Annotated in this window: 19 protein-coding genes, 1 tRNA gene and 1 riboswitch; of the genes, 16 read left to right on the forward strand and 4 right to left on the reverse strand. The window is 43.6% G+C overall.

Annotated elements, in window-relative coordinates; all coding sequences use genetic code 11:
• Positions 1-7 precede the first annotated feature (7 nt).
• From EPL05_RS08190 to EPL05_RS08215, 6 genes are all read left to right on the forward strand, one after another.
• Positions 8-1,831: a RagB/SusD family nutrient uptake outer membrane protein gene (locus tag EPL05_RS08190; protein WP_128533457.1), complete on the forward strand. Its 1,824-nt coding sequence runs from the start codon at positions 8-10 to the stop codon at positions 1,829-1,831.
• 276 nt (positions 1,832-2,107) lie between these two features.
• On the forward strand, positions 2,108-3,235 hold the full coding sequence (locus EPL05_RS08195) for an endo-1,4-beta-xylanase (RefSeq protein ID WP_243837249.1): 1,128 nt from the start codon (positions 2,108-2,110) through the stop codon (positions 3,233-3,235).
• Positions 3,236-3,335: 100 nt separating this feature from the next.
• Positions 3,336-5,294 carry a family 43 glycosylhydrolase gene (locus EPL05_RS08200; RefSeq protein WP_128533458.1) on the forward strand — a complete coding sequence of 653 codons (1,959 nt, stop codon included), beginning with the start codon at positions 3,336-3,338 and terminating at the stop codon, positions 5,292-5,294.
• An 11-nt stretch (positions 5,295-5,305) separates the two neighbouring features.
• The gene (locus tag EPL05_RS08205) at positions 5,306-6,580 is read left to right on the forward strand and encodes a glycosyl hydrolase family 8 (protein ID WP_128533459.1); all 1,275 of its coding nucleotides are present in this window, start codon (positions 5,306-5,308) and stop codon (positions 6,578-6,580) included.
• Positions 6,581-6,613: 33 nt separating this feature from the next.
• Positions 6,614-7,471 (forward strand): alpha/beta hydrolase, encoded by an 858-nt coding sequence (locus EPL05_RS08210; protein WP_128533460.1) that lies wholly within the window; start codon positions 6,614-6,616, stop codon positions 7,469-7,471.
• An 81-nt stretch (positions 7,472-7,552) separates the two neighbouring features.
• Complete coding sequence (locus EPL05_RS08215; protein WP_128533461.1) at positions 7,553-8,404, forward strand: sialate O-acetylesterase; 852 nt, start codon at positions 7,553-7,555, stop codon at positions 8,402-8,404.
• A 261-nt stretch (positions 8,405-8,665) separates the two neighbouring features.
• Here EPL05_RS08215 and EPL05_RS08220 read toward each other — a convergent pair whose 3' ends face one another.
• The gene (locus tag EPL05_RS08220) at positions 8,666-10,120 is read right to left on the reverse strand and encodes an aminotransferase class V-fold PLP-dependent enzyme (protein WP_128533462.1); all 1,455 of its coding nucleotides are present in this window, start codon (positions 10,118-10,120) and stop codon (positions 8,666-8,668) included.
• A 3-nt stretch (positions 10,121-10,123) separates the two neighbouring features.
• Positions 10,124-10,798 (reverse strand): DUF4395 domain-containing protein, encoded by a 675-nt coding sequence (locus EPL05_RS08225; protein ID WP_128533463.1) that lies wholly within the window; start codon positions 10,796-10,798, stop codon positions 10,124-10,126.
• Between the two features lie 380 nt (positions 10,799-11,178).
• On the opposite strand from EPL05_RS08225, the gene EPL05_RS08230 reads away from it, so the two are divergent.
• Both EPL05_RS08230 and EPL05_RS08235 read left to right on the forward strand, forming a co-directional pair.
• Positions 11,179-11,991 carry a sensor histidine kinase gene (locus tag EPL05_RS08230; protein WP_208394704.1) on the forward strand — a complete coding sequence of 271 codons (813 nt, stop codon included), beginning with the start codon at positions 11,179-11,181 and terminating at the stop codon, positions 11,989-11,991.
• Entirely contained in the window at positions 11,984-12,682 is a 699-nt protein-coding gene (locus EPL05_RS08235; protein ID WP_128533464.1) for a LytR/AlgR family response regulator transcription factor, read from the forward strand. The genes EPL05_RS08230 and EPL05_RS08235 overlap by 8 nt, the downstream gene beginning before the upstream one ends.
• A 185-nt stretch (positions 12,683-12,867) precedes the next feature.
• Here the strand turns inward: EPL05_RS08235 and EPL05_RS08240 are convergent, their stop codons facing one another.
• A complete protein-coding gene (locus tag EPL05_RS08240) occupies positions 12,868-13,089 on the reverse strand; it encodes a DUF6965 family protein (RefSeq protein WP_128533465.1) in 222 nt (73 codons plus the stop codon).
• A gap of 760 nt (positions 13,090-13,849) precedes the next feature.
• Here EPL05_RS08240 and EPL05_RS24290 point away from each other — a divergent pair.
• The 4 genes from EPL05_RS24290 (at position 13,850) to EPL05_RS08260 (ending at position 15,751) form a co-directional block, all read left to right on the forward strand.
• Positions 13,850-13,990: a histone H1 gene (locus EPL05_RS24290; RefSeq protein ID WP_317127885.1), complete on the forward strand. Its 141-nt coding sequence runs from the start codon at positions 13,850-13,852 to the stop codon at positions 13,988-13,990.
• A 50-nt stretch (positions 13,991-14,040) separates the two neighbouring features.
• Positions 14,041-14,114: transfer RNA gene (locus tag EPL05_RS08250), tRNA-Cys, on the forward strand.
• Between the two features lie 56 nt (positions 14,115-14,170).
• Positions 14,171-14,263, forward strand: a complete 93-nt coding sequence (locus tag EPL05_RS08255) for a thioredoxin domain-containing protein (protein WP_243837250.1) — start codon at positions 14,171-14,173, stop codon at positions 14,261-14,263.
• A gap of 138 nt (positions 14,264-14,401) precedes the next feature.
• Positions 14,402-14,517: riboswitch (SAM riboswitch) on the forward strand.
• A 97-nt stretch (positions 14,518-14,614) separates the two neighbouring features.
• On the forward strand, positions 14,615-15,751 hold the full coding sequence (locus EPL05_RS08260) for a cysteine desulfurase family protein (RefSeq protein WP_128533466.1): 1,137 nt from the start codon (positions 14,615-14,617) through the stop codon (positions 15,749-15,751).
• Between the two features lie 205 nt (positions 15,752-15,956).
• On the opposite strand, the gene EPL05_RS08265 is transcribed toward EPL05_RS08260, so the two are convergent.
• Complete coding sequence (locus EPL05_RS08265) at positions 15,957-17,306, reverse strand: Gfo/Idh/MocA family protein (RefSeq protein WP_128533467.1); 1,350 nt, start codon at positions 17,304-17,306, stop codon at positions 15,957-15,959.
• 328 nt (positions 17,307-17,634) lie between these two features.
• On the opposite strand from EPL05_RS08265, the gene EPL05_RS08270 reads away from it, so the two are divergent.
• The 4 genes from EPL05_RS08270 (at position 17,635) to EPL05_RS08285 (ending at position 22,769) form a co-directional block, all read left to right on the forward strand.
• Entirely contained in the window at positions 17,635-18,729 is a 1,095-nt protein-coding gene (locus EPL05_RS08270) for a substrate-binding domain-containing protein (protein WP_128533468.1), read from the forward strand.
• A 75-nt stretch (positions 18,730-18,804) separates the two neighbouring features.
• Entirely contained in the window at positions 18,805-19,449 is a 645-nt protein-coding gene (locus tag EPL05_RS08275; RefSeq protein WP_166727668.1) for a carbohydrate-binding family 9-like protein, read from the forward strand.
• Positions 19,450-19,725: 276 nt separating this feature from the next.
• Complete coding sequence (gene galE / locus EPL05_RS08280; RefSeq protein WP_128533470.1) at positions 19,726-20,766, forward strand: UDP-glucose 4-epimerase GalE; 1,041 nt, start codon at positions 19,726-19,728, stop codon at positions 20,764-20,766.
• Complete coding sequence (locus EPL05_RS08285; protein WP_128533471.1) at positions 20,766-22,769, forward strand: enterotoxin; 2,004 nt, start codon at positions 20,766-20,768, stop codon at positions 22,767-22,769. Before galE ends, EPL05_RS08285 begins: the two co-directional genes overlap by 1 nt.
• The last annotated feature ends 28 nt before the right edge of the window (positions 22,770-22,797 follow it).

A 22,797-nucleotide genomic window follows, 5' to 3' on the forward strand; every position in this document is an offset into this window, starting at 1 on the left:
TATTGATATGAAAACATATAGAAAATTTGCCTGCGCTTTTTTAATATTAACGGCATTGGTAAACAATGGTTGTAAAAAAATATTGGAGGAACACCCGCAATCCAGTATAGTGCCATCTTTTTTTAACACGCCATCGGGTGTTTTAGGCGGAATTGCCGGCGGATACGCGGCAATCCGCGAGTCGACCTATGGTACTGAAGGTTTCACGGCCGAAATGGATGCCGGTACCGATGATCATTTGGCAGGTGGTAGTGCAAGTGGTATTCAGTTGTACACTTACAACGGCATCAATTCAAGCGTAGGCGGCGCCGGTTTTGGAGATGCTTATCGGGCCATTAATACCATGAATGGCGTATTGCAATATGGCCAGAGCATTGATTTAGATGCCGCGACACGTAAACAATACCTTGCCCAAGCGAAATTTTTAAGGGCGTTTTGGTATTTTTTGCTGGTACAAAAACATGGAGATGTTCCATTGCACACTGCCTTCATAACCGTTCCTACAAAGGCGGATTCCCGTGCACCTGCGGCCGACGTGTACAAAGTAATTATACAGGACCTGACAGAAGCAGCAGCAGACCTGCCGAATACGCCGGCAGCACCTTTTACAGGCAAGGCGGCTTGCAAACCTGTTGCCCAGTTTTTACTGGCACGGGTGTACCTTACCAGAGGCTGGTTAACCAACAACCAGGCAGATTTTCAGCAGGCTTACGCTCTTTTTACAGATATTATTGCTAATAAGGGTACTTACGGCCTGGATCTATGGCAAGACTATGGTGACGCTTTTAATCCCACCAATGATAATGGCAAAGAAACCATTTTTGTAAGCGACCATAATATCGATACCAAGTACGGTATTTATCCGCTTGGGCAAGCCCAGGGTGGTGGTCCGTACAATCTGTTGCCATGGTTCACAAACTTTAACTACCCCAATTTAAGCGGTATAAATTCGTATGAAAGTGCTTCCGGAAGCCTGGTTACTACTGGGGCCGGTGGAATGGTGCGCGACGTTCAATACGGCCGCCCCTACACCAGAACAAGGCCTAATTCAGATCCTGTTAAAACTGGTGCCAATGCCGGAAAACGCTATATATTAGACCAGGCATTTGTTAACCGCGACGTTGATTCCCGTTATGAGAACACATTCTATACCGCATGGATTTCTAACGTGGCCACATCAAACACCGCTGCTGCGGCAAATAACAAACGTGGAATTTCATATACGATGACACCCGGAGTAGATACCGCCATTTATATGCCGGCTGACAATATAGACGGTGCCCCGCAATTTGTTGGCACCCGTCCTTTTAAAGGTATTGTTATCCCACCTAAATATTGGAATAACAACATCTTCCCGTCTGTAAAGAAATTTATGGACCCAAGCCGTGCCGCCGCAAACTTTAACGACCCATCAACCCGGCCGGTGGTGATATGGCGTTTTTCTGATGTGTATATGCTGGCCGGCGAGGCTGCTTTTAAACTTGGGGATTTAGGAAATGCGGCCAAATGGATAAATGTAGTTAGGCAACGTGCAGCGTTCCGCAAAACAAATACTGCCATCCAAAATTCAGCAGCGGTTTTAGCTATGACGGTTCAGCCATCAGACGTAACGCTTGATTTTATTTTGGACGAACGCAGCCGCGAGTTTTATGCTGAATGCCAGAGATGGCTCGACCTGGTACGTACACGCAGCTTAACAGCTAGGGTAAAAGCCTGGAATAACGAAGCCGCGCCTTACGTAAAAGATGAGTTTATGCTGAGGGCTATTCCGCAAACCGAAATTGATTTAGTAACAGAAGGCCCCAAAATGCCGCAAAACCCGGGCTATTAGCGTTGGTAGCGGTATAGCTTAACTGTTAACCATTTAAAAGAGGCTGTTCCGTTATGGAATAGCCTCTTGGGGCTCAGATTTGAAGGGGCTGCAATTACGTATAACCATTTGGCAGTTATACTAAGCGAATTGTTGTATCCCGATGATATTGAATTAATTATCTTACATCAACACATTGTTGCTTGCAGCCTGGATTTGAATAAACAATGAATTATTTATCGTATAATACTTATGAATTATCATAAAATTAACCGGATGCCTCAAAAAAAACCATTAATGATTTTCTTTGTCAGTATTGTTTTTGCCACTGCAAGCTTGTCGTACAAGCCTGATAGTAAGCGCGAAAAAGGGTTGAAGGACTATTATAAAAAATATTTTTCCATTGGTGTCGCGGTAAACGTGCGGGCTTTATCCGGCAATGAAGCAGATTTAATAGTCCGGGAATTTAACAGCGTAACTGCAGAAAACGATATGAAGATGGGCCCGATACACCCATCTGAAGGTACTTATAACTGGCGCAATGCCGATTCCATCGTCAACTTTGCCTTTAAACATAAAATTAAGGTAAGGGGGCATAATTTGTTGTGGCATAACCAGGCACCCGCATGGCTTTTTAAAGATAGTGTAGGGAACCAGGTGAGTAAAGAAGTATTGCTGGCACGCTTAAAAGAACATATCACAACAGTTGTTAAACATTTTAAAGGTAAAATATATGCCTGGGATGTGGTAAACGAAGCCATTGATGATAAACCGGAAAATTACTTTCGCAACTCGTTATGGTATAAAATATGCGGGGAAGATTTTATAGCCAAAGCCTTTGAATATGCACATAAAGCAGACCCTTCAGCTGCCCTTTATTACAACGACTATAATAGCGAAGAGGAAGGCAAGCGTGAAAAAATATATAGGCTGCTAAAAAGCCTTGTTGATGCAAAAATACCTATAACGGGGATAGGGCTACAGGGCCATTGGAAACTGGATAAACCATCACCGGATTTAATACGGAAAGCCATTGAAAAATACGCGTCCTTAGGGCTTAAAATCCAAATTACCGAACTGGACCTTACGGTGCGTAAGCCTGTTAGCCCTCAAGACCGGCTCGCCGGAGCGACACAAATGCCTATGGCGGTTGATTCCGGGTTGACACCGGATTTGGCACGGCAGCAGGAACAGCGTTATAAAGAAATTTTCGAAATTTTCAGGGCCTATAAAAATGTGATTACAAACGTTACTTTCTGGAATATTTCTGACCGGTATAGCTGGCTTGATTCTCGGAATGGCGGAGTGGCGGGAGGTGCTGCCGCAAGCGACCCAACCCGGCGTGTGATTAGGAAAGCTTATCCATTATTGTTTGATGAAAAGCTGCAGCGTAAGAAAGCCTACTTCTCGGTGGTCGACTTTTAACAGCAGCGTTGTGAGATCTTATCTCTCATCTTTTCACATGCAGCAAGGTAATCTTTTTCAAATCAATTCTTTGACAATCATAAATGATTAACACCCCAATATGAGGCATCTTTATACGGTTTTTTTCTACGCCATTGTACAATTGAGTTGTAGCATAAATTTGCTGGCGCAAAATAAGGCAGCTGATTCTTCCGCTTTTTACTCTTCCGTTAAAACCTATGTGAACCCGGTTTTGCCAGGCGATCACCCGGATCCCACCTTACTTAAGGTTGGCAACGATTTTTATTATTGTGGATCAACGTTTCATTTTAACCCTTACCTACCCATTTACCATTCAATCGACCTGGTACACTGGGAGGTAATTAGCAGGGTGTTGCCGTCATCAAAGGCGGGTTGGGTAAGTGATCGCCCTTCGGGCGGGATATGGCAGGGGGCTATTACCTACTTCTATGGTTCCTATTGGATCTATTTTTCTGCTGGCGGGCAGTGGTTTTGTAAGGCCAGTTCGCCTGTTGGACCATGGTCTGCGCCTGTAAAGGTAAATTCAAACCCTAATACGGGCAACCTGGGTTACGACAACTCCATTTTTATAGATGATGATGGTAAGCCTTATATGGTTATCAAAGACGGGCAAAAAGTAAACCGTATACATGAATTGGGCAGAGACGGCCAGCTAACAGGTTCCGTAATAAATATGGACTGGGTGAACGCCCGGTTACAATACAGTTGGGCCGAAGGCCCCGTGATGTGTAAACGCAATGGATACTATTATTACTTCCCAGCCGGCGATGTATCTGGCGGGCAATATGTTTTGCGCGGCTCGGCATTAACAGCAGATTCTACAAAATGGGAAAGGCTCGGGGAGTTTTTCAAACCCATAACCGATTCTTTAGCCGGCTTTCGTCGCCCCAACCACATTGCCGCGCCATTTCAGCTTTCAGACGGAACGTGGTGGACGATAGGGCAGAGTTATGAAAAATACATAGGTAACGACTGGTCGGGCACCGGGCGGCAAACCGCTTTATACCAGGTAATATGGGAAGGAGACAGGCCCTGGGGAGTGGCACCAACTTCTCAACCCATCCTGATGCCGGCGTTACCAAAATCTACTATTCCGTGGCGAAGTGTAAAAACAGATTATTTTAATGACGGTAAACTTGGACCCTGGTGGCATTTTTTAACGAAGAAGGCATCCAACAGTTATTCGTTAACGGCCCGGAAAGGTTGGATAAGGCTTACTCCGGACACTAATCGCACGCATTTGATGCAAAAAGAAACCGATCATTTTTATTCGGTAGTTACCAAAGTATTCTTAAACGCGGCTACGTCTGAAGCTAAAGCGGGAATTTACCTTACAAATGGAAACCAAAAGGTATTTGCAAGCCTATATTCCGGATACGAAAACGGCGAGAAAATCATATTTAAGTTAGACACCGCAACACGGGCAATTACTAACTTGGCTGGTAACACCGTATGGTTAAAGCTGGTAAGGGACCAGCACCTGCTAAACGCTTTTTACAGCGGTGATGGGAAAAAATGGATAAGGGTGGGCCAGCCAATCAACGCGGTAAAACTTGATATGGCGCAGCCGAGTTTTAATTCGTGGGTAGGTACCAGTGTTGGTTTGTTTGCCGAAGGTAAACTCGCAGATTTCGACTTCTTTGTTTGCAAAGATGGGGCAACATGGTTGCCCGCTGCAGGGTATAGTAATTATTTTGGTGTACGGCAGGTTGATTCTAAATGGGGAAAAGTAGTTACCAATACATCCGCCCCTGGTGGATGGCTGATGATCTCCGGCGTTGAATTAGGAACAACCTCGCCATCAGCAATTGATATACTACTCTCGTCTAAAACGAGCGGATATGTTGAGGTATGGTTGGATGATTTACAAGGGAAGCTGATAGCGAAAATACCATTCACCAATACGGGATTAAACAATTGGAAGGTATTCACCAACCACGTTAATGCAGTTACCGGGCAGCACGATGTATTTATAAAATTCCCACCGGGGCAGCCAAGTAACACATTTATTAAGAGTATTAAGTTTTCAACCAATTAGCAGCTATAAGTATGAAAAAATTATTGATCTTGTTGTTCTGTGTAGCTTTATTACCGGGTTTGGTGCTCGGCCAAAATAAAAAACGAGCTAATAAAAATAAAAGCAGGAGCGTTGTTCGGGCCGGGGTATATGTTAACCTCTTTCGCGAAGCGGGATATAGCCAGGCCGATATTGACAGAAAAGTTGAGAAAGCCTATTATGCAGTATTTGAAGGCCCGCAACGCGTTTTTTTTAAAGTAGGGGATACCATGGGTTATGTAACCGATATTAAAAACCATGATGCCAGGACAGAAGGACTCTCTTATGGAATGATGATTGCCGTACAACTAAATAAAAAAGATGTGTTTGACCGGATATGGCGATGGTCTAAAAAGTATCTCCAACATCAGGACGGCCCAAGGGAAGCTTATTTTGCCTGGAGCATAAACCCAGAGACGATGAAACGTAATTCTCCCGGCTCTGCTTCAGATGGTGAGTTATATTACATCACCAGCCTGTTATTCGCATCAAATCGTTGGGGGAATAACACCGGCATTAATTATTACCAGGAGGCACGCCGAATCTTGGATGCCATGTGGAAAAAAGATGGCACCGGTAATATTTACAACTTAATTAATACAGAGCACAAGCAAATAACCTTTGTCCCGGAAGGGAGCAATTATAATTGGACAGACCCATCTTACCACCTTCCGGCCTTCTATGAAGCATGGGCCCTATATGCCGGGGATGGTCACGAACAATTTTATAGAGATTGCGCCGACACCTCGCGGGTATTTCTTCATAGGGCCTGCGACCCGGTAACAGCTTTAAACTCGGACTACACCGAATTTAGTGGTAAACCACATGCAACTCCCTGGATGAAACCTGGTTTTCGGTACGATTCCTGGCGGGTGCCGATGAACATCGCGATGGATTATGTGTGGTTTGGGAAAGATAAAATGTGGCAGAAGCAATATTCAGTTCGCTTTCAGAACTTTCTGCGGTCGAAGGGTATCAATTCGTTTGAAGACCAGTTTAACCTGGATGGCTCTCGCCCGGAATTTATTTTGAAAGCCGGGAGTGTTATAAATTTAAGGCACTCCCTTGGCCTGGTGGCCACCGCTGCTTCGGCGTCTATCATGAACGAAAATAAAGCGAGCCTCGACTTTGTGCATGCATTATGGAATGCCAAATTGGAGCCTTATGATGATGGGTATTTTGACGCCTATTATGATTGCTTGCTATATTTGTTTAGCCTGATGCACCTTAGTGGGAAATATCAGTTGATTAAACCACAAACTAACTAATCGCTTTACCCAAAAAAAACTATGCTACCAAATATGAAAAAGTTGATACTAATTAAACAGGCGCTGTGCTTTTTAATAACCTTGTTGTTCACGTCTTCCATTTTTGCTCAACAGGAGACTGTAAAACAGCCGGAACCAGGTTTTGATGTTGTTCGCACTGATATTCCCCATGGGGAAATCGACACCATCAATTATTATTCAAAAACCGTTGGGAATAGTCGTAAGGCGCTGATCTACACTCCGCCGGGCTTTTCGAAAAAAAATAAATACCCTGTGTTATATCTTTTGCATGGCATTGGCGGCGATGAAAAAGAATGGCTCAACGGGGGCACGCCACAAGTTATACTGGATAACCTTTACAGCCAGGGGAATTTAGTTCCTATGATTGTTGTATTGCCTAACGGCAGGGCGATGAAAGATGACCGTGCCATCGGTAACATTATGGCACCGGACAAAGTAGCAGCGTTTGCTGTTTTTGAAAGTGACTTATTAAATGATTTGATACCCTTTGTAGAGCATGAATTTCCGGTGTTTAAAGACAGAGAGCATCACGCTATTGCAGGACTATCTATGGGTGGAGAGCAATCCCTTAATTTTGGTTTAGGCAACCTGGATAAGTTTGCATGGGTAGGAGCTTTCTCGGCCGCCCCAAATACTAAAAAGCCCGAAGAATTGGTGCCCGACCCCGAAGTTGCCAAAAAACAGCTGAAACTACTTTGGATCTCGTGCGGTGAAAGCGATGGCTTACTGTCATTCAGCAAACGCACTCACGAATACCTGGCAGAAAAAGGAGTGCCGCATGTTTACTATATCGAGCCTGGTGTACATGATTTTAAGATTTGGAAAAACGGCTTATTTATGTTTTCGCAGCTGCTTTTTAAGCCAATATAAATAGTTTAGGGTGCAGCGTTTGCAATGGCCGGCGGCGGTCGTTGTTAAATAATTTGCCAGATTATTTTTTAAATGTTATATATGAAATTCAGTTCCCGTTTTATTCTCAGTAGTATATTAATTCTCTCTACCCTTAACTGTTTTGCACAGGATAAGGATTTTTATATTTTTTTATGCTTCGGCCAGTCAAACATGGAGGGGAACGCCAAAATTGAGCCGCAGGATACAACCGTTGATAAGCGGTTCCGGGTCTTTGAAACGGTGGATTGCCCAGCCCTCGGTAGAACTAAAGGTAACTGGTACACGGCTGTCCCTCCGCTGGCCCGTTGCAATACCGGCCTTACACCTGCCGATTATTTCGGCAGGACTATGATCGCTAATTTACCGGAGAAGATAAAAATTGGTGTTATAAATGTTTCGGTAGCCGGTTGCAGGATTGAATTATTTGAAAAGGACAGTTACCTGTCTTATGTGCCAACGGTGCCCTTGTGGATGGCAAATATAATTAAAGAATATGATGGGAACCCATACGGCCATTTAGTAGAGATGGCTGCCCTTGCACAGAAATACGGTGTAATAAAAGGCGTTTTATTACATCAGGGCGAATCTAACCCTAACGATAGCTTGTGGACGCAAAAAGTAAAAGGGATATACGGCGATCTTTTACATGATTTGCATCTGAGAGCAAAAAAGGTGCCTTTGCTTGTTGGCGAACTGATAAACGCCGACCAGGGCGGCAAATGTGCTAACATGAACGGCATAATTGCAGGGTTGCCAAATTTGGTTCCCAATTCGTACGTTATATCGTCAAGTGGTTGTCCGGCAAACTCTGATAAACTGCACTTTACTGCCGAAGGTTACAGGATGATAGGCAAACGGTACGGCGAAAAAATGCTTTCTCTGTTAGGTTATCCGGCTGTAGGTATAAAGTGACCGGTTCGAAACTTCAACGTCTTAATTTACACCTGTTGCCAGTATGCCCTTCGGATATCCATAACCGTTTGCGCCGCCAGTTTACAGGCATCGTTAATGCCTGTATCGTCATTCATCTTTCGTTTACCTAAACATGAAGTCAGTAGGAGCAAAGCCCGGTATTTTTGTCGAAGATGTGTGGGTTAGCATACCTTCAGCCGACATGGCCGGTTTTTCCGGGGAAGATTCAGCGTCCAGTAACATGGCAATATCAAATGAACTTCACTTATTTTGTAGCACAAATTCATTCGTTTCTCGTTGAAAATAGTAATCCTTTCCCCATATTTCATAATTCGTCGCCACCTGCATTATCCCATCCATCAGGAAGTTGATCTCTTGGTTGGTCATGGTAGGGTGGATAGATAACCTTACCCAGCCGGGTTTGCTGCGCAGATCGCCAGCGCGGATATCGCTGCGTATTTGACTGGAACGGGAACGGCCCACTTGCAAAAGATAATGGCCGTAAGTGCCGGCACACGAGCAACCGCCGCGCGTCTGGATGCCGAACCGGTCGTTCAAAAGTTTAACCACAAGGTTGTAATGCGCGTTTTTGATGATGAATGATATTACGCCCAGCCGTTGTTTAACTTTCGATTCAAGCACGTCGGCGTTACTGATGGTTGCGAAACGACTAAGAACTATCGTCAGTAATTCCTGCTCCCGCAGGCGAATGTTTACTACTCCCATGGCTTCTTTCGACAGAATGCAGCGCGCTGCTTTAATAGCTTGCAGGAATGGAGGGGTGCCTCCATCCTCCCGCTGTTCAATATCGCTCACGTAATCATGCTCCCGCCAGCAATTGCTATAGTCAACCGTTCCACCGCCAGGATGATCGGGTATATTATTGGTATAAAGTTTTTTATTGAAGATAAGTACGCCGGGCGTTCCGGGGCCGCCAAGAAACTTATGCGGTGAAAAGTAAATTGCATCCAAATGAGTTCCCGGTTCCTGCGGATGCATATCCATAGCCACATAAGGCGCCGAGCAGGCAAAATCTACAAAACAGAGGCCGTTTTGCCAGTGTATCATTCGTGCTATTTCATGGTATGGTGTTTCTATACCCGTTACATTTGAGCAGGCGGTTATGGCGGCAATTTTATACTGCCGGTTTTTGTATTGGGAAAGCAAAGCTGCAAAATGCTCCAGATCTACATTTCCTTGTATATTCCGGCCAATGATCTCTACAGTTGCAATCGTTTCCAGCCAACTGGTTTGGTTGCTATGATGTTCCATGTGGGTAATGAATACCACCGGGCGCATTACCTCGTCAATTTTCGGCATAACACCACCCCGCAGGTAGCTACTCAAACGTTCCGGAATGCGCAAGCCCATTATCCGCTGCAATTTATTAATGGCTGCTGTCATCCCGCTGCCGCAAAATACCAGCACATCGCCGTCATTTGCGTTAACGTGGCGTTTAACGGTTACTTTCGCTTCCTCATACGCCTGCGTCATTAAAGAGCCGGTAACGGTGGAGCCGGTATGTGTATTGGCTACAAACGGCAGGATATGTTGTCGCAAATGATCTTCCACGGGCTGGTAGGCCCTGCCGCTGGCTGTCCAATCGGCATAGAGGATCTTTTGCATTCCAAACGGCGATACAAACGTTTGGTCGCCGCCAATAATATTGTCGCGGAAGGGGGCGAAGAATGCTTCCATGTTTTGGTTGGTAACCATATTTTAGTATTTGGATTTTGAGGTTTTTTTAGGGCCGAACAACCCAAACATATCATAAGGCTTTTGCTGATAGTAGCCATTAAACAAGCGAACTACCAGGAAAATGTAGCCAATAAATACCAATACCATCAACAGTTGCGCCTTCGAAGTTTTTTGGATAGGTTGCCTCGCCTTTACATCACACACCTCACCGGGGCAATACTGCACTTTTTCTTTAAAAAAAATAGCGTACACTTTACAAGCGAGGCAAATACCAAAGGCCGATTCGAAAAATAGAAAGATCATACACAGCAGGCAAACAATGCCCGTGATGGGGCTAAATGAGTTCAGGATAACCATAAAAATGAGCATGATGAACGATAGGATAACACCTATTATCCAGGCAATTTTTTTTTGCCGGGCACCCACATACTCGGGCGTTTGGTTTCGCACAATGAGCCTGCCTACGATCAGCGCAGGGGAATATCTTGGACTGATAAAAACACGGATCAAAAAATCTGTAAAGAATAGGGTGATAGCGTACTTAGCCAGTGCAAAATCACCGGTAAGTATAATAAGCAGGTAAGAAGTAAAGATAACCAGGAATAATATCCCTGCCGCGGCCCTTATTTCGCGTTCGTTAAGTACCGGGATGCTGTAGCCTTCTACATCCTCGCCAAATTGTATTACTTTTTTCATATGTTGTTGTTTTGTTTAGCAAGAGTAATTATTAAAAATTACAGCAAAACCGGGTGTCAACAAACAGCGGGAAATAGTCTACAAACAACAGGGAATAGTCGACAGGAATAATTAGGGAAGTGCTAATTTTACGTTTCGGCACATGAAGTTACCCATCAGTAAACAGTTACTTAAGTTTTACACCCAAACAACGTTGGGCTATCTGCTGTTTTGGCTCGTGATAGATTCGGCAGAGGGCCCCGGATCTTTCTGGATCAGGCTTTTTAATAATAGCTGGCTCGTTATTTATATCGCCGCACTTAACTTTATATTTTTTTGAACATACCCTTTCTTTTTTAAGAAGAAAACGGCATGTCATTTTAAAGATCATTTTATGGCCGTTGGCAACCTTTTGCCTGTTGCTGCTATTTTCCTTTGGCTTATACGCCTGGCGTGCTATAGGTATCAGCCTTGGTATTTACACGGGGCTTATCCAATTTGAAACCGTAGAAAAGGGTGCAAGCTATATTGTGCCACATGGGATGGTTTCTGTGTTTTTTTACGCCATATTTAAATACCGCTACAAATACCGCCAGCTAAAAATTTCGGCGCAGCAACTACGGTTGGAAAAACGCGAGGCGGAGCTTAATTTCCTGCGGGCACAAACCAATCCGCATTTTTTGTTCAATACGCTTAATAATATTTATTCGCTCGCCCGGGATAAAAGCGATCTGGCACCCGAATCCATCCTTCGACTATCAAAAATGCTGAGGTTTATGCTATATGAAACCGGCGGGGATTTCATAGCCATAGAGCATGAGGTGAGGATAATAAGTGAATACCTGGAGTTAGAAAAGCTGCGTTATGACGATACGTTACGGGTTAATTTTAATTACGATATTGAGGATATCAAACAGGCTATCCCGCCCTTGCTGCTGATACCGTTAGTGGAAAATGCATTTAAGCATGGCGTTTCTGAAACGAGGGACGACCCGTATGCTGACATCCATCTATCGGTGAATAAACGACAACTCACCTTTATAGTCAGAAACTCTACCGAAGACGCAGGTTTATCGGAAGTGAAAGAGAATATCGGGCTTGCAAACCTACGCAGGCAATTAGAACTGCAGTATGCCGATTACAGTTTAGTGCTAAAACCCATGGCGTCGCAGTTTATCGCTACGCTGAAGATCAATCTTGCCAGCCATGTGTAATATCAAATGCATTATTGTGGAGGATGAGCCGCTGGCTGTAAAAGTGCTGGAAGCCTACATTGCAGATGTGCCGTTTTTAGAACTGACCGGTACTTTTAAAGATGCGCTGCTGGCTACAGAATATATGCGCCATCACCGGCCCGATCTTATTTTCCTGGATATCCATTTACCCAGGTTAAAAGGCATGGCTTTTTTAAGAACGCTGGCGCAGCCGCCTGCTGTAATTGTCACCACGGCGTATCATCAGTACGCTGTGGAGGGGTTTGAACTGAATATTACCGATTATCTGTTAAAACCCTTCGCGTTCGAGCGGTTTTTGCAGGCGGTAAATAAGGTTAACGCGGCAACACCTGCAAATATGCACGCGGAAAAACCCGGCAATGATGCATCTTTTGTTTTTTTGGACGTACAGCACAAGAAGGTGAAAATATGGTTTGCCGACCTGGTATATATTGAAAGCCAGCGCGAATACATTAAAGTGGTTACCAGCAAAGGTACATACCTTACCAAGGTAGGCACCCACGAAATGGAGGCAATACTGCCCGGCCATTTATTTAAACGGGTCCACCGCTCTTTTATCATTGCACTAAATAAGATCGAATCTTACTCGGCAGAGTCGCTGGAAGTTGGCGGTGTTTCCATTCCTATCGGCAGGGCATATAAAGAGAGCTTCGAAAAATTATCAAGGTGAATTTGTCCCTGAATAAACATTATTGCTCAAACCATATTATACTTTAACTTGAGTTAAATATTGGCTATATGCATAACCTTCTTCGCCATTTGCAGTACGCACCAAAATCCACTGGTAGTTGGCTAATGTAATTTGGGTTAAGCCGGAAGGATCACGATGCCATTTTTTTTACCGCAGCATTGTGCCTAAAAACGGGGTATCTCTGGTCCGTCGTAAGGTTGTTCTATCGCGGCGGCGATCATGATCAACCGGTGCCTGCAACGATGGTCTTTGGGGTCCGCCATCATCGCATCCAGATTGTTTTTAACTGCCTGCTGAACATTGTGTTGGGTCGAGGCTCTATCTAAACGTAGTGTTTTTGGTAATAAAGCATGCTCAAAATAGGCCTCTAATTCTTCATCTGTCATTCTGCAAAAATAAAAAAATAAGAGAGCATCCGGGTTAAATTTAAAACAAGTTGGTTTATGCGGGGCAGTAATGCTGTTTCTTATCTTTATGGAGTGGCAAGCGAATGTTTTGCTAAAACAAGCTTCAATTTAAATAAGTACATAATATTTGTTGCTACATTTGTTTACCAATTACTATAAAACCTGAATTTTTAATGACCGAACATGACGATGAACGGGCACTAATACTGCGTATTATTGAAGGTGACCGCTCAGCCTTTAAGGCGAACACCGCATTTAAATTTGGCAGCTTGAGAATTATGCGGAAACCGGAGTTGTTACAGATACAGCCTCCTTTTCTGTTGACCGCACCGCGAGTTTTAGTTACCACAACCGTATCAATTACAAGGTTATTGCAAACTGGGATATTGCCGAGCATAAATCACAGGGTGTTACCCAAATGACCATGAGCGAAGGCGACCTGGAGGAATTTTGGTTTTTTAGGCAAAACAACCCCGCAGGGCTGCAAAAATGTGAGCAATTGTTCAATACGTTAAAACAGATTCCATACTTATCGAGAACCTACTGAAACAATAAATGAAAATTAATTGATTTTATGAAGAACGTCTCTATATTGTAATATACGATGAAAGAACAAAGAGTTTTATATTCTTAGGTCTTAATAATAAAATGGCGTTCTGCTGTTGTTGCGGGTAATTCACTACGATAAGACAATAGCTGTGGCGAACCACAGCCTTCACTAAAACCTTTTATACTATTTATGGCAAAGTTTGCACAATTGAAAAGCCTGATAGAAAATGCAGAGCAAGACGCGGAAAAGTTTTATGGTAACAATAACCATGCGGCCGGTACGAGGCTAGAAACAGTTTACAGAAAATTAAACACGCTGCCCAGGAAATAAGGCAGGAAGTACGAGCAGTTAAAAGTAGCGCAAAAAAATAGCGATACAATGGTCAGATGGACGAGCGGTTAGGCAAGGGTCTGCAAAACCTTCTACAGTGGTTCAAATCCGCTTCTGACCTCCAAATATTTGCAGGAGTATACACCCTTAAATTGAAAAAAATGTCTGTAACTATAACTGATGATAATTTTGACGAATTGGTACTCGGGGGCGATAAACCTCTTGCTTGATTTTTGGGCTGAATGGTGCGCGCCATGCAACATGGTCAAGTAGGGGCGGTGCCGAAGAAAACTTTAGTAGAAAAACTAATTATACAACTGCATTTAATATTATTTCTAATTAAATTATATTAAATCTATAGGATTTATAGAATTAAATTATATATTTGCTTTGTCATTTAGTTCTTTTAATAACTTATCCAGAAAGACAGAGGGAAAGGCCCTACGACGTCTTAGCAACCTGTACCAGCTTTTAAGCTTGTAAAAGGTGCTAATTCCTGCTCCATTTAATTGGGACAAAGATAAGATGACTATAAATTAAAAGCTAGATAGCTTTGTCCATTATGTCTTCTGTTTTTTGAGATAAGTTACTAAAAGAGATTGTAACATAAAAAAAATCAAGACAATGAGAATTTACCTGGACAATGCCGCCACTACCCAACTGGATAACGAAGTTTTTAAAGCTATAACGCCTTATTTATTGGAATTTTACGGGAATCCGTCATCGCACCATGCACATGGCCGTGAGGCAAAAAATGCTATAGACGGCGCACGTACTACAATAGCCGATCTGCTGAACGGATCGCCAAACGAAATTGTGTTTACCAGTGGCGGTACAGAGGCTGATAACATGGCCATACTATCCAGCGTGCGCTCGCATCAAATAAAACATGTTATCACCACGCCTTTTGAGCACCACGCCGTGCTACATACGCTCGAAGTTTTAAAAAACAACGGCGAAATAAAACTAAGTTTTATTAATACTGATAACCGCGGTAACCTGGATATTAACCAATTGGATGATTTGTTGAGAGAGAACGCCCGTTCGCTGGTATCAGTAATGCATGCCAATAACGAAATAGGTAATCTTAACAATATTGAACTTATTGGCGAGGTTTGTAAAAGCAGGGGCGCACTTTTTCATTCAGACACGGTACAAACCATGGGGCACTACCGTCACAACTTGTCGAAACTAAAAATAGATTTTATAGCCGCATCCGCCCATAAATTTCATGGGCCAAAAGGTGTTGGCTTTTTATACTGCCGCAATGGCGTACAATTATCGCAATTGCTTCACGGTGGGGCGCAGGAACGTAAGCTGCGCGCCGGTACCGAAAATATCTATGGCATTATTGGCCTGGCAAAAGCCTTGGAAATTGCTTACAGCGATATTGATGGTCATCAGGTGTATATTCAAAAATTAAAAGATAGAATGATAGCTAAACTGCAGGAACAAGTAGGGGATGTGCAGTTTAATGGTAATTCGTCTATCGCTGAAAAAAGCCTTTACACCGTACTCAATGCAAGCCTGCCAGTTAGCTATGCAACCGGCGACCTGCTTACTTACCTGGATCAGCATAATATCTCCGTATCGGGCGGCAGCGCCTGCTCAACCGGTTCGGTTTCGCATGTTTTGAATGCCATCGGTGCCGATACCTCTCGGAATAATATCCGTTTCTCGTTCAGTAAATTTAACACCGCTGCGGAAATTGATTATACGGCAGACAAGTTATCTGCTTTGTACAAAGCCCTAGCCGCATAATTATTAAAATTTATAATCACATTTAGCTTTAATGATAAAACCGCCCCTGGGAAAGGTGGAATTATTTATGGGGCTTATCTCGGTTAAACCATCATCAATCAACCAATCAGCATTTGGCGTCATTATCATAATAGAAATAAAACAAAAAGCCTCCTGAGCACAATGCTCAGAGGGCTGTTTGAGGAATGTGTTTTTTATTGGCTAATTAAAAGCCGCTATCATCTAATGCAAACTTGCTTTTGCGTTCCTTCCATTTGCCTTTGGTAAAATCAGGAAACTCAACTGAAGCATTGCCTTCTTTTAATGATTTTGTAGATAACGGTGTGATCACACTCATAGTAACCGAATCATAAACGTCTATAGGCGTTTGTTTCTTCTGCTTTACCGCTTCAACAAAGGCATTAAATACAAACCAGTCCATACCACCGTGGCCTGCGCCTTCGGCTTCTTTTGCGTATTTTTTCCAAAGCGGGTGGTCGTATTTGTCGAACCACACTTGCGCCGGGTCCCAGGCATCATCTTGTTTCGATTGATGGTCGATATAAACGCTCTTGTTTACATCCATCCAAATGCCTTTGGTGCCCTGCACCCTAAAACCTAAGGAGTATGGACGTGGCAAGTGCGTATCATGGCTTAACAGAACCGTTTCGCCATTAGCGCAATTGATCATGGTGGTGGTAACGTCGCCGTTTTTGTAATTGATCTTGGCGTTTTTATGGCCGGGTGACTGCTCTTCTACATAAGCCGCCAAACCGCGGGCTTTTGAACTAAACGAAACCAGGTTGGTAAAACGGTTACCGGCGTTAATGTTAGCGTAATGCATGCAAGGGCCGGCACCATGGGTAGGGTAGATATCGCCATCCTGATCTATATTATATTGCGTACGCCATTGTGCTTCGCTTAGTGCATTTGGGCCATATTCCACACCGCCGCCATAATACTGTTTACCGTTGTTAAATAATACGCCTCTTAAATTATGCTGATAACCGCCTTCGAGGTGAATGATCTCGCCAAAAAGGTCTTGCCTTGCCATATTCAGGGCCGCCATCACATCGCGCCTGTAACAAACGTTTTCCAGTGTCATATATGGCATACCGGTTTTCTCGGATGTATGTACAATATCCCAGTGCTCGTCAACCGTTTGGCCGGCTATTACTTCGCAGCCAACGTACTTGGCGGCTTTCATGGCATCAATAGATTGCTGATAGTGGAAGGCCCACGGGGTGGCGATAATAACAGCATCAATGCCTTTATGGTCAAGCAGGCGTTTATAGGCATCAAGGCCACCGGTGTATTCTTTAACAGGGGCGTGGCCTTTTTTTGCGATGTATTCCCGGCAGATCTTTAACGAGCTTTCCTGTATATCGCAAATGGCGACAACTTCTACATCATCGCGTAGCAAACCTTCAGATATATGACTCATGCCACGGGCACCAACGCCAATATAGCCCAACCTTACTTTTGCCGGTGCCGAAGCGAATAAACTGCCAGAGGGTAAAATGGTGATGCCTGCGGCCGCGATCGCACTGTTTCTAATAAACTCTCTTCTTTCCATAATGAATTTATATATGCTAATTATTTTGAGTTACAATGTATAGGTTTAATACTGATACCACTATCTGATGCAGGTGATGTATATCATTTTTCAAATGTATAAAATTCGTTGTGTGTTCGCACACATTTAATAAATTTTATAATATTTATTTTTTTGACGCTAACTGATAGTGGGATTTCACCGTTTCAATGGCGTAATTGGTTAAGAAGAATTAACCTATATGCCACCTATGAGTTTTTTTGGCGTATGCTTGTAAATAGCTTAAAATAGCTGCCCTTACAGCTAATTAATATATATTTGCAACGTTTTTAACATACACCAATTAAAAATGTCATCCGGAAAGAAAGCAGTTGTTAGAATTAAAGATATTGCCTTAAAAGCCAAAGTATCAACGGGTACCGTTGATAGGGTTATTCACAACCGTGGCCGCGTGGCAGAAGATGTAAAAGAACGCGTACTGAAGATACTGAAAGAGCTTAACTACGAGCCCAATATCATGGCCCGTATGCTGGGCTCAAAAAAGCAATATGTTTTTGCCGCGTTACTGCCCGATCATAGCTACGATGCATTCTGGATGGCACCTAAACTGGGTATTGAAAAGGCAGAGCAGGATTTAAGACAATACGGTGTAAGCGTGGAACAGTACGTTTTTAACCCGCACGATCCGCAGGATTATGTAAAAATGGCTACCAAGCTTACCAAAAAAAATCCTGACGGGATTTTGTTATCACCTATATACTATAATGAAACACTTCCGTTTTTTGAGAAATGGAACGAGGCTAAAATCCCTTTCGTGCTGTTTAACACGCAGATAGCTGAGTATGATCCATTAAGTTATATCGGCCAGGATTCTTACCAGAGCGGTTTGTTAGCTGCCAAACTGGTGCATTACGGCCAGCCAAACCCATGTTCCATTTTGATAGCGCATATTGATGAGGAAATAAGCAACGCACAGCACTTAGTGAAAAAAGAGCAGGGGTTTCGCAATTATTTTATCCAGCAGAACCTTTCGCACCATTATAATATTATCAGCACCGAGCTAAACAGATCCAGCCAATCGGGCTTTATTAAAAAGCTGGATGAGATATTGGAGAGTACTTTAGATCTGAAACAGATCTTTGTTACTACATCACAAGCCTATGATATTGCTAAGTATCTGAATCAGAGGCACGTAAAAAACATTAAACTTATCGGCTACGATTTGATAGCTCCTAATCTTTATTACCTCGAAAATGGTGATATCAGCTTCCTTATCAACCAAAACCCAAAAGGGCAGGGGTATTGGGGTATTTATCAGCTGGCAGAGCACATCGTATTTAAAAAGGAAGTACCCATCCTTAAATATCTTCCGCTGGATGTGGTTACCAATGAAAACCTCAATTATTTCCGCGACGAGAAAGGCAGCACCTTCGTTGAAATTTAATTTTAACAAATAAATTTTAAAGGTGTCATTTTACATATATTTGTGTTCGAACACGCAAATATTGCGCCCGATAAAATGAAGCAGTTTAAAAGTCGTCAGCTACCCGAACATATTGCCGAAAGCGGCATGAAAAGCATTTCCGCTTTTTTAGACGAGGAGGAGGCGCTGCAAGTTGATAATGCTCCATGGCACAATGCCGGCGACCTGCCACAAGTCTCTTTTTCACTCGCGCACAATCATCAAGGGGTTTATTTAAAATACAGGGTAAGCGAGAAACACTTGCTTGCGCGTTACAAAAACATTAACGACCCTGTTTATAAAGATAGCTGTGTCGAGTTTTTCATTGCTTTTGGTAATGAAAAAAAATACTACAATTTTGAGTTCAATAGTTTAGGAACCGCCCTTTGCGGCTACGGGGAGGGTAAAACCGATCGACTTGAATTGTCTATTGATGTTGTGGTGGCCATCAATGCTTTAAGCACTACCGAACACCTGGATGCCGAAACCGGGTTGTATAATTGGGAGCTTGCTTTGTTTTTTCCATTCTCGGTTTTTGAGCACCATAATATAAATAACCTTAGCGAGCAGGCCTGCCGCGTGAATTTTTACAAATGCGGTGATGATTTGCCCGAGCCTCATTTTTTGAGCTGGTCACCTATTGCGCATCCTTATCCCGAATTTCATTTACCAGAGCAGTTCGGATCGGTGGTGTTTGTTTAGGGTGCTCTCCTATTAATTTATTTTATCATCTTGGTTATGAATCCATTAAATAAGCAAATAAAAAAATATTAAAAAATGTGTGCGGACACGCAAATAAAATTACATATTTGTAAACGAACCCTAAAAATTTTATAATTATATATAAAATCAACTGTAGGTATATCCAATTTTTATGCGTGTTCGAACACTTTTAAGGTAACATACGATATCATTGTAAATAACTAACGCAAGCGTAAAATATTCAGCAAAAGTTAACCAGATCAACACACATAAAATATGAGCGTTTTAAAACAAGGGAAAATATTAGTTACCGGCGGTACAGGGTACATAGGTTCTCACACGGTTGTGGAACTGCAGAACAATGGCTACGAGGTTGTTATTTTGGATAACCTGTCCAACTCCAATATTAAGGTTTTGGGGCAGATTGCAACCATCACCGGTAAAACGGCTGAATTTATCCAGCTTGATCTGCGGGATAAAGCGGCACTTGTTGAATTTATCAGCGGCGAGAAGGATATTACCGGGGTAATTCATTTCGCCGCCTCTAAATCGGTGGGTGAATCGGTGAAGGAGCCGTTGCTTTATTACGATAACAATATTTGTACGCTGGTGAACCTGCTCGGTGCATTTGCGGGCCGCAGTATCAATTTTGTGTTCTCCTCATCCTGTACGGTATACGGTGAGCCTGACGTGTTACCGGTTACCGAGCTCTCCCCGGTAAAAACAGCTGAATCGCCTTACGGCAACACCAAGCAGATAGGAGAAGAGATCTTAAGGGAAACCGCATCGGCCGGCGATAGTCTTAAAGTGATTGCACTTCGTTATTTTAACCCTGTAGGAGCACATGCTTCGGCGCTAATTGGCGAGTTGCCAAACGGTGTACCTCAAAACCTGGTTCCGTTTTTAACCCAAACCGCTATTGGTAAACGCGAATTTTTAACCGTCTACGGTGATGATTATAATACGCCCGACGGTAGCTGCATTCGCGATTATATCCACGTAGTTGATTTGGCTAAAGCGCACGTGGCCGCTATTGGCCGTATGAAAGAAAATACAATGGATGCCGTTTACGAAACCTTTAACATTGGTACCGGCAATGGCAGCTCTGTTTTGGAAGTGATCCAGGCTTTTCAGCGGGTTAACGGCGTTACGCTTAATTTTCGCATAGGCGCATCGCGCGAGGGCGACATTGTTAAGATTTGGGGCGACGTGGATAAAGCAGCCGCAAACCTGAATTGGAAAGCCGAATTAGCGCTTGATGATATGCTGGGTTCGGCCTGGGCTTGGGAGAAATACATTAATAGTAATCCTTTTTAATGATGGCTAAGCTCAATAAAAAGATCTTTGTGCTGATACTTGGACTGGCGTTCATCTGCCATGCGGGTAATGCGCAGGTAACTTACAGCGCTGTGCCGCCGGGTAAGGCAAGCATCGCGCAGGCTAAAAGAGGTATCATCAGTCTTCAAAATAATGTGCTAACGTTAACACTGGGTGTTTCAGGTCAGCAGGTAGCGGTTACAGGTTTTGATGATAAGCAAAGCCACTCACATTTAGCTTTGCCCAACACCCCGCTTTTTGAGCTTAGCTTAAATGACGGCACTGCCATCAACTCCAACGAATTTATTTTAACGGGCAAACCGCAAATGGTAACCACCGCAGGCAATTCGCCGGGCAAAAAGGTAACTGCGAATTTGCAGAACAATAAATTGGGCCTTAAAGTACATTGGGAGGTTAGTCTGCACAACGGCGATAACTTTGTAAGGCAAACCTTTACCTTCTTGCCGAATGATTCTTTAAAAATAGCTAAGATCAGCCTCGTCACATTACCTTCGTCTTTTGGTGCTAAGCAAATGGGCACGGTTGATGGCTCGCCGCTGGTGAAAAATACGATGTTCTTTTCGCTGGAGCACCCCATGAGCCAGATAAGCATAGGTAAAGCCGCCACAAACGTTTATTTGCCGCGACAGGAGCCTTTAAAAGCTACTGAACCACTTACCATATCTGCTGTTTATGGCGTTACTCCTAAAGGCCAGTTACGCAGGGGATTTTTATACTATACCGAACGCGTACGTGCAAAGCCATACCGCCAGGTGCTGCACTATAATTCCTGGTTCGATCTTTCCTGGGTGGATAGGAAATTGGATGAAGCAAGTTGCCTGGATAGGATAACGGTTTTTACCGATAGCCTGATCAAAAAAAGGAAAGTGAAAATGGATGCATTTCTTTTCGACGATGGCTGGGACGATAACAAGTCGCTATGGCAATTTAACAAGGGATTCCCCAATGGCTTTAATAAACTAACCGCAGCTACCAAAGCAAGCGGCGCTATGTTGGGTGTTTGGATCTCGCCCTGGGGCGGGTACGACGAACCAAAGCTACAGCGCCTTACATTCGGTAAGAAACAAACTCCGCCTTTTGAAACTAACGATAACGGCTTTTCGCTAACCGGCCCGGTGTATAATAAGCGTTTCCGTGCAGTTACCACTTCGTTCATAAAAGATTATAACGTAGGTATGTTTAAGTTTGACGGCGTTGGTGCAGGCAACGGCGCAAGCGGTGCCAGTATCACCTATCAAAAAGATATCGAGGCGTTTTTAAAGCTGATAAACGACCTTCGCGAAGAGAAGCCTGGACTGTATCTAAGTCTTACCGTCGGCACCTGGCCATCGGTCTACTGGCTTAAATATGGCGACGCCATCTGGCGTGCCGGCGATGATACTGGCCTGGCGGGCGATGGCCCCAAACGCCAGCAATGGATCACCTACAAAGATGGGCAGGCTTACCAAAATATTGTAAAACGTGCGCCGCTATTCCCGCTCAACGCAATCATGTATCATGGCGTTTGTATTGCGGCAAACGGCTTACCCGGCAAGCTGGAGATCGATGATAAGAATATCGCCGATGAGATCTGGGCCTTTTTTGGCACAGGCACTGGTTTACAGGAACTTTACGCAGATCCACATAAGCTAAACAACCGTAATTGGGACGAGATACAAGCCGCCGCCAACTGGTCTAAAGCCAACAAAAAAGCGCTTGCCGATGTGCATTGGTTTGGCGGTAACCCACTAAAGGGACAGGTTTATGGTTACGCCGGTTGGGCAGATGGCAGGGGCGTAGTCACCATTCGTAACCCAACGGCACAAGCGCTGGTGTTTACGCTGAAAGTGAAAGATGTATTGGACCTGCCGGAAAGGGTGAAGGATAACTACCGGTTCTTCGATGCCAAAAGCGCAAAACATACACAGGTTTACAAAGGCCGAGTTTTTAAAATAAAACTTGCGCCTTACGAGGTAAAGGTAATGGATGCCAAACCATTTTAAATAGTTGGTGCTTAAAAGTATATAACAC

Origin of the sequence: Mucilaginibacter gilvus (genome assembly GCF_004054195.1) — a bacterium.
Classification (GTDB): Bacteria; Bacteroidota; Bacteroidia; order Sphingobacteriales; family Sphingobacteriaceae; genus Mucilaginibacter; species Mucilaginibacter gilvus.

Bases quoted from the DNA above. Each gene is read 5' to 3' on its own strand.
- EPL05_RS08190 (WP_128533457.1), top strand. From the start codon at position 8: ATGAAAACATATAGAAAATTTGCCTGCGCTTTTTTAATATTAACGGCA.
- EPL05_RS08195 (WP_243837249.1), top strand. From the start codon at position 2,108: ATGATTTTCTTTGTCAGTATTGTTTTTGCCACTGCAAGCTTGTCGTAC.
- EPL05_RS08200 (WP_128533458.1), top strand. From the start codon at position 3,336: ATGAGGCATCTTTATACGGTTTTTTTCTACGCCATTGTACAATTGAGT.
- EPL05_RS08205 (WP_128533459.1), top strand. From the start codon at position 5,306: ATGAAAAAATTATTGATCTTGTTGTTCTGTGTAGCTTTATTACCGGGT.
- EPL05_RS08210 (WP_128533460.1), top strand. From the start codon at position 6,614: ATGAAAAAGTTGATACTAATTAAACAGGCGCTGTGCTTTTTAATAACC.
- EPL05_RS08215 (WP_128533461.1), top strand. From the start codon at position 7,553: ATGAAATTCAGTTCCCGTTTTATTCTCAGTAGTATATTAATTCTCTCT.
- EPL05_RS08220 (WP_128533462.1), bottom strand. From the start codon at position 10,120: ATGGTTACCAACCAAAACATGGAAGCATTCTTCGCCCCCTTCCGCGAC.
- EPL05_RS08225 (WP_128533463.1), bottom strand. From the start codon at position 10,798: ATGAAAAAAGTAATACAATTTGGCGAGGATGTAGAAGGCTACAGCATC.
- EPL05_RS08235 (WP_128533464.1), top strand. From the start codon at position 11,984: ATGTGTAATATCAAATGCATTATTGTGGAGGATGAGCCGCTGGCTGTA.
- EPL05_RS08240 (WP_128533465.1), bottom strand. From the start codon at position 13,089: ATGACAGATGAAGAATTAGAGGCCTATTTTGAGCATGCTTTATTACCA.
- EPL05_RS24290 (WP_317127885.1), top strand. From the start codon at position 13,850: ATGGCAAAGTTTGCACAATTGAAAAGCCTGATAGAAAATGCAGAGCAA.
- EPL05_RS08255 (WP_243837250.1), top strand. From the start codon at position 14,171: ATGATAATTTTGACGAATTGGTACTCGGGGGCGATAAACCTCTTGCTT.
- EPL05_RS08260 (WP_128533466.1), top strand. From the start codon at position 14,615: ATGAGAATTTACCTGGACAATGCCGCCACTACCCAACTGGATAACGAA.
- EPL05_RS08265 (WP_128533467.1), bottom strand. From the start codon at position 17,306: ATGGAAAGAAGAGAGTTTATTAGAAACAGTGCGATCGCGGCCGCAGGC.
- EPL05_RS08270 (WP_128533468.1), top strand. From the start codon at position 17,635: ATGTCATCCGGAAAGAAAGCAGTTGTTAGAATTAAAGATATTGCCTTA.
- EPL05_RS08275 (WP_166727668.1), top strand. From the start codon at position 18,805: ATGAAGCAGTTTAAAAGTCGTCAGCTACCCGAACATATTGCCGAAAGC.
- galE (WP_128533470.1), top strand. From the start codon at position 19,726: ATGAGCGTTTTAAAACAAGGGAAAATATTAGTTACCGGCGGTACAGGG.
- EPL05_RS08285 (WP_128533471.1), top strand. From the start codon at position 20,766: ATGATGGCTAAGCTCAATAAAAAGATCTTTGTGCTGATACTTGGACTG.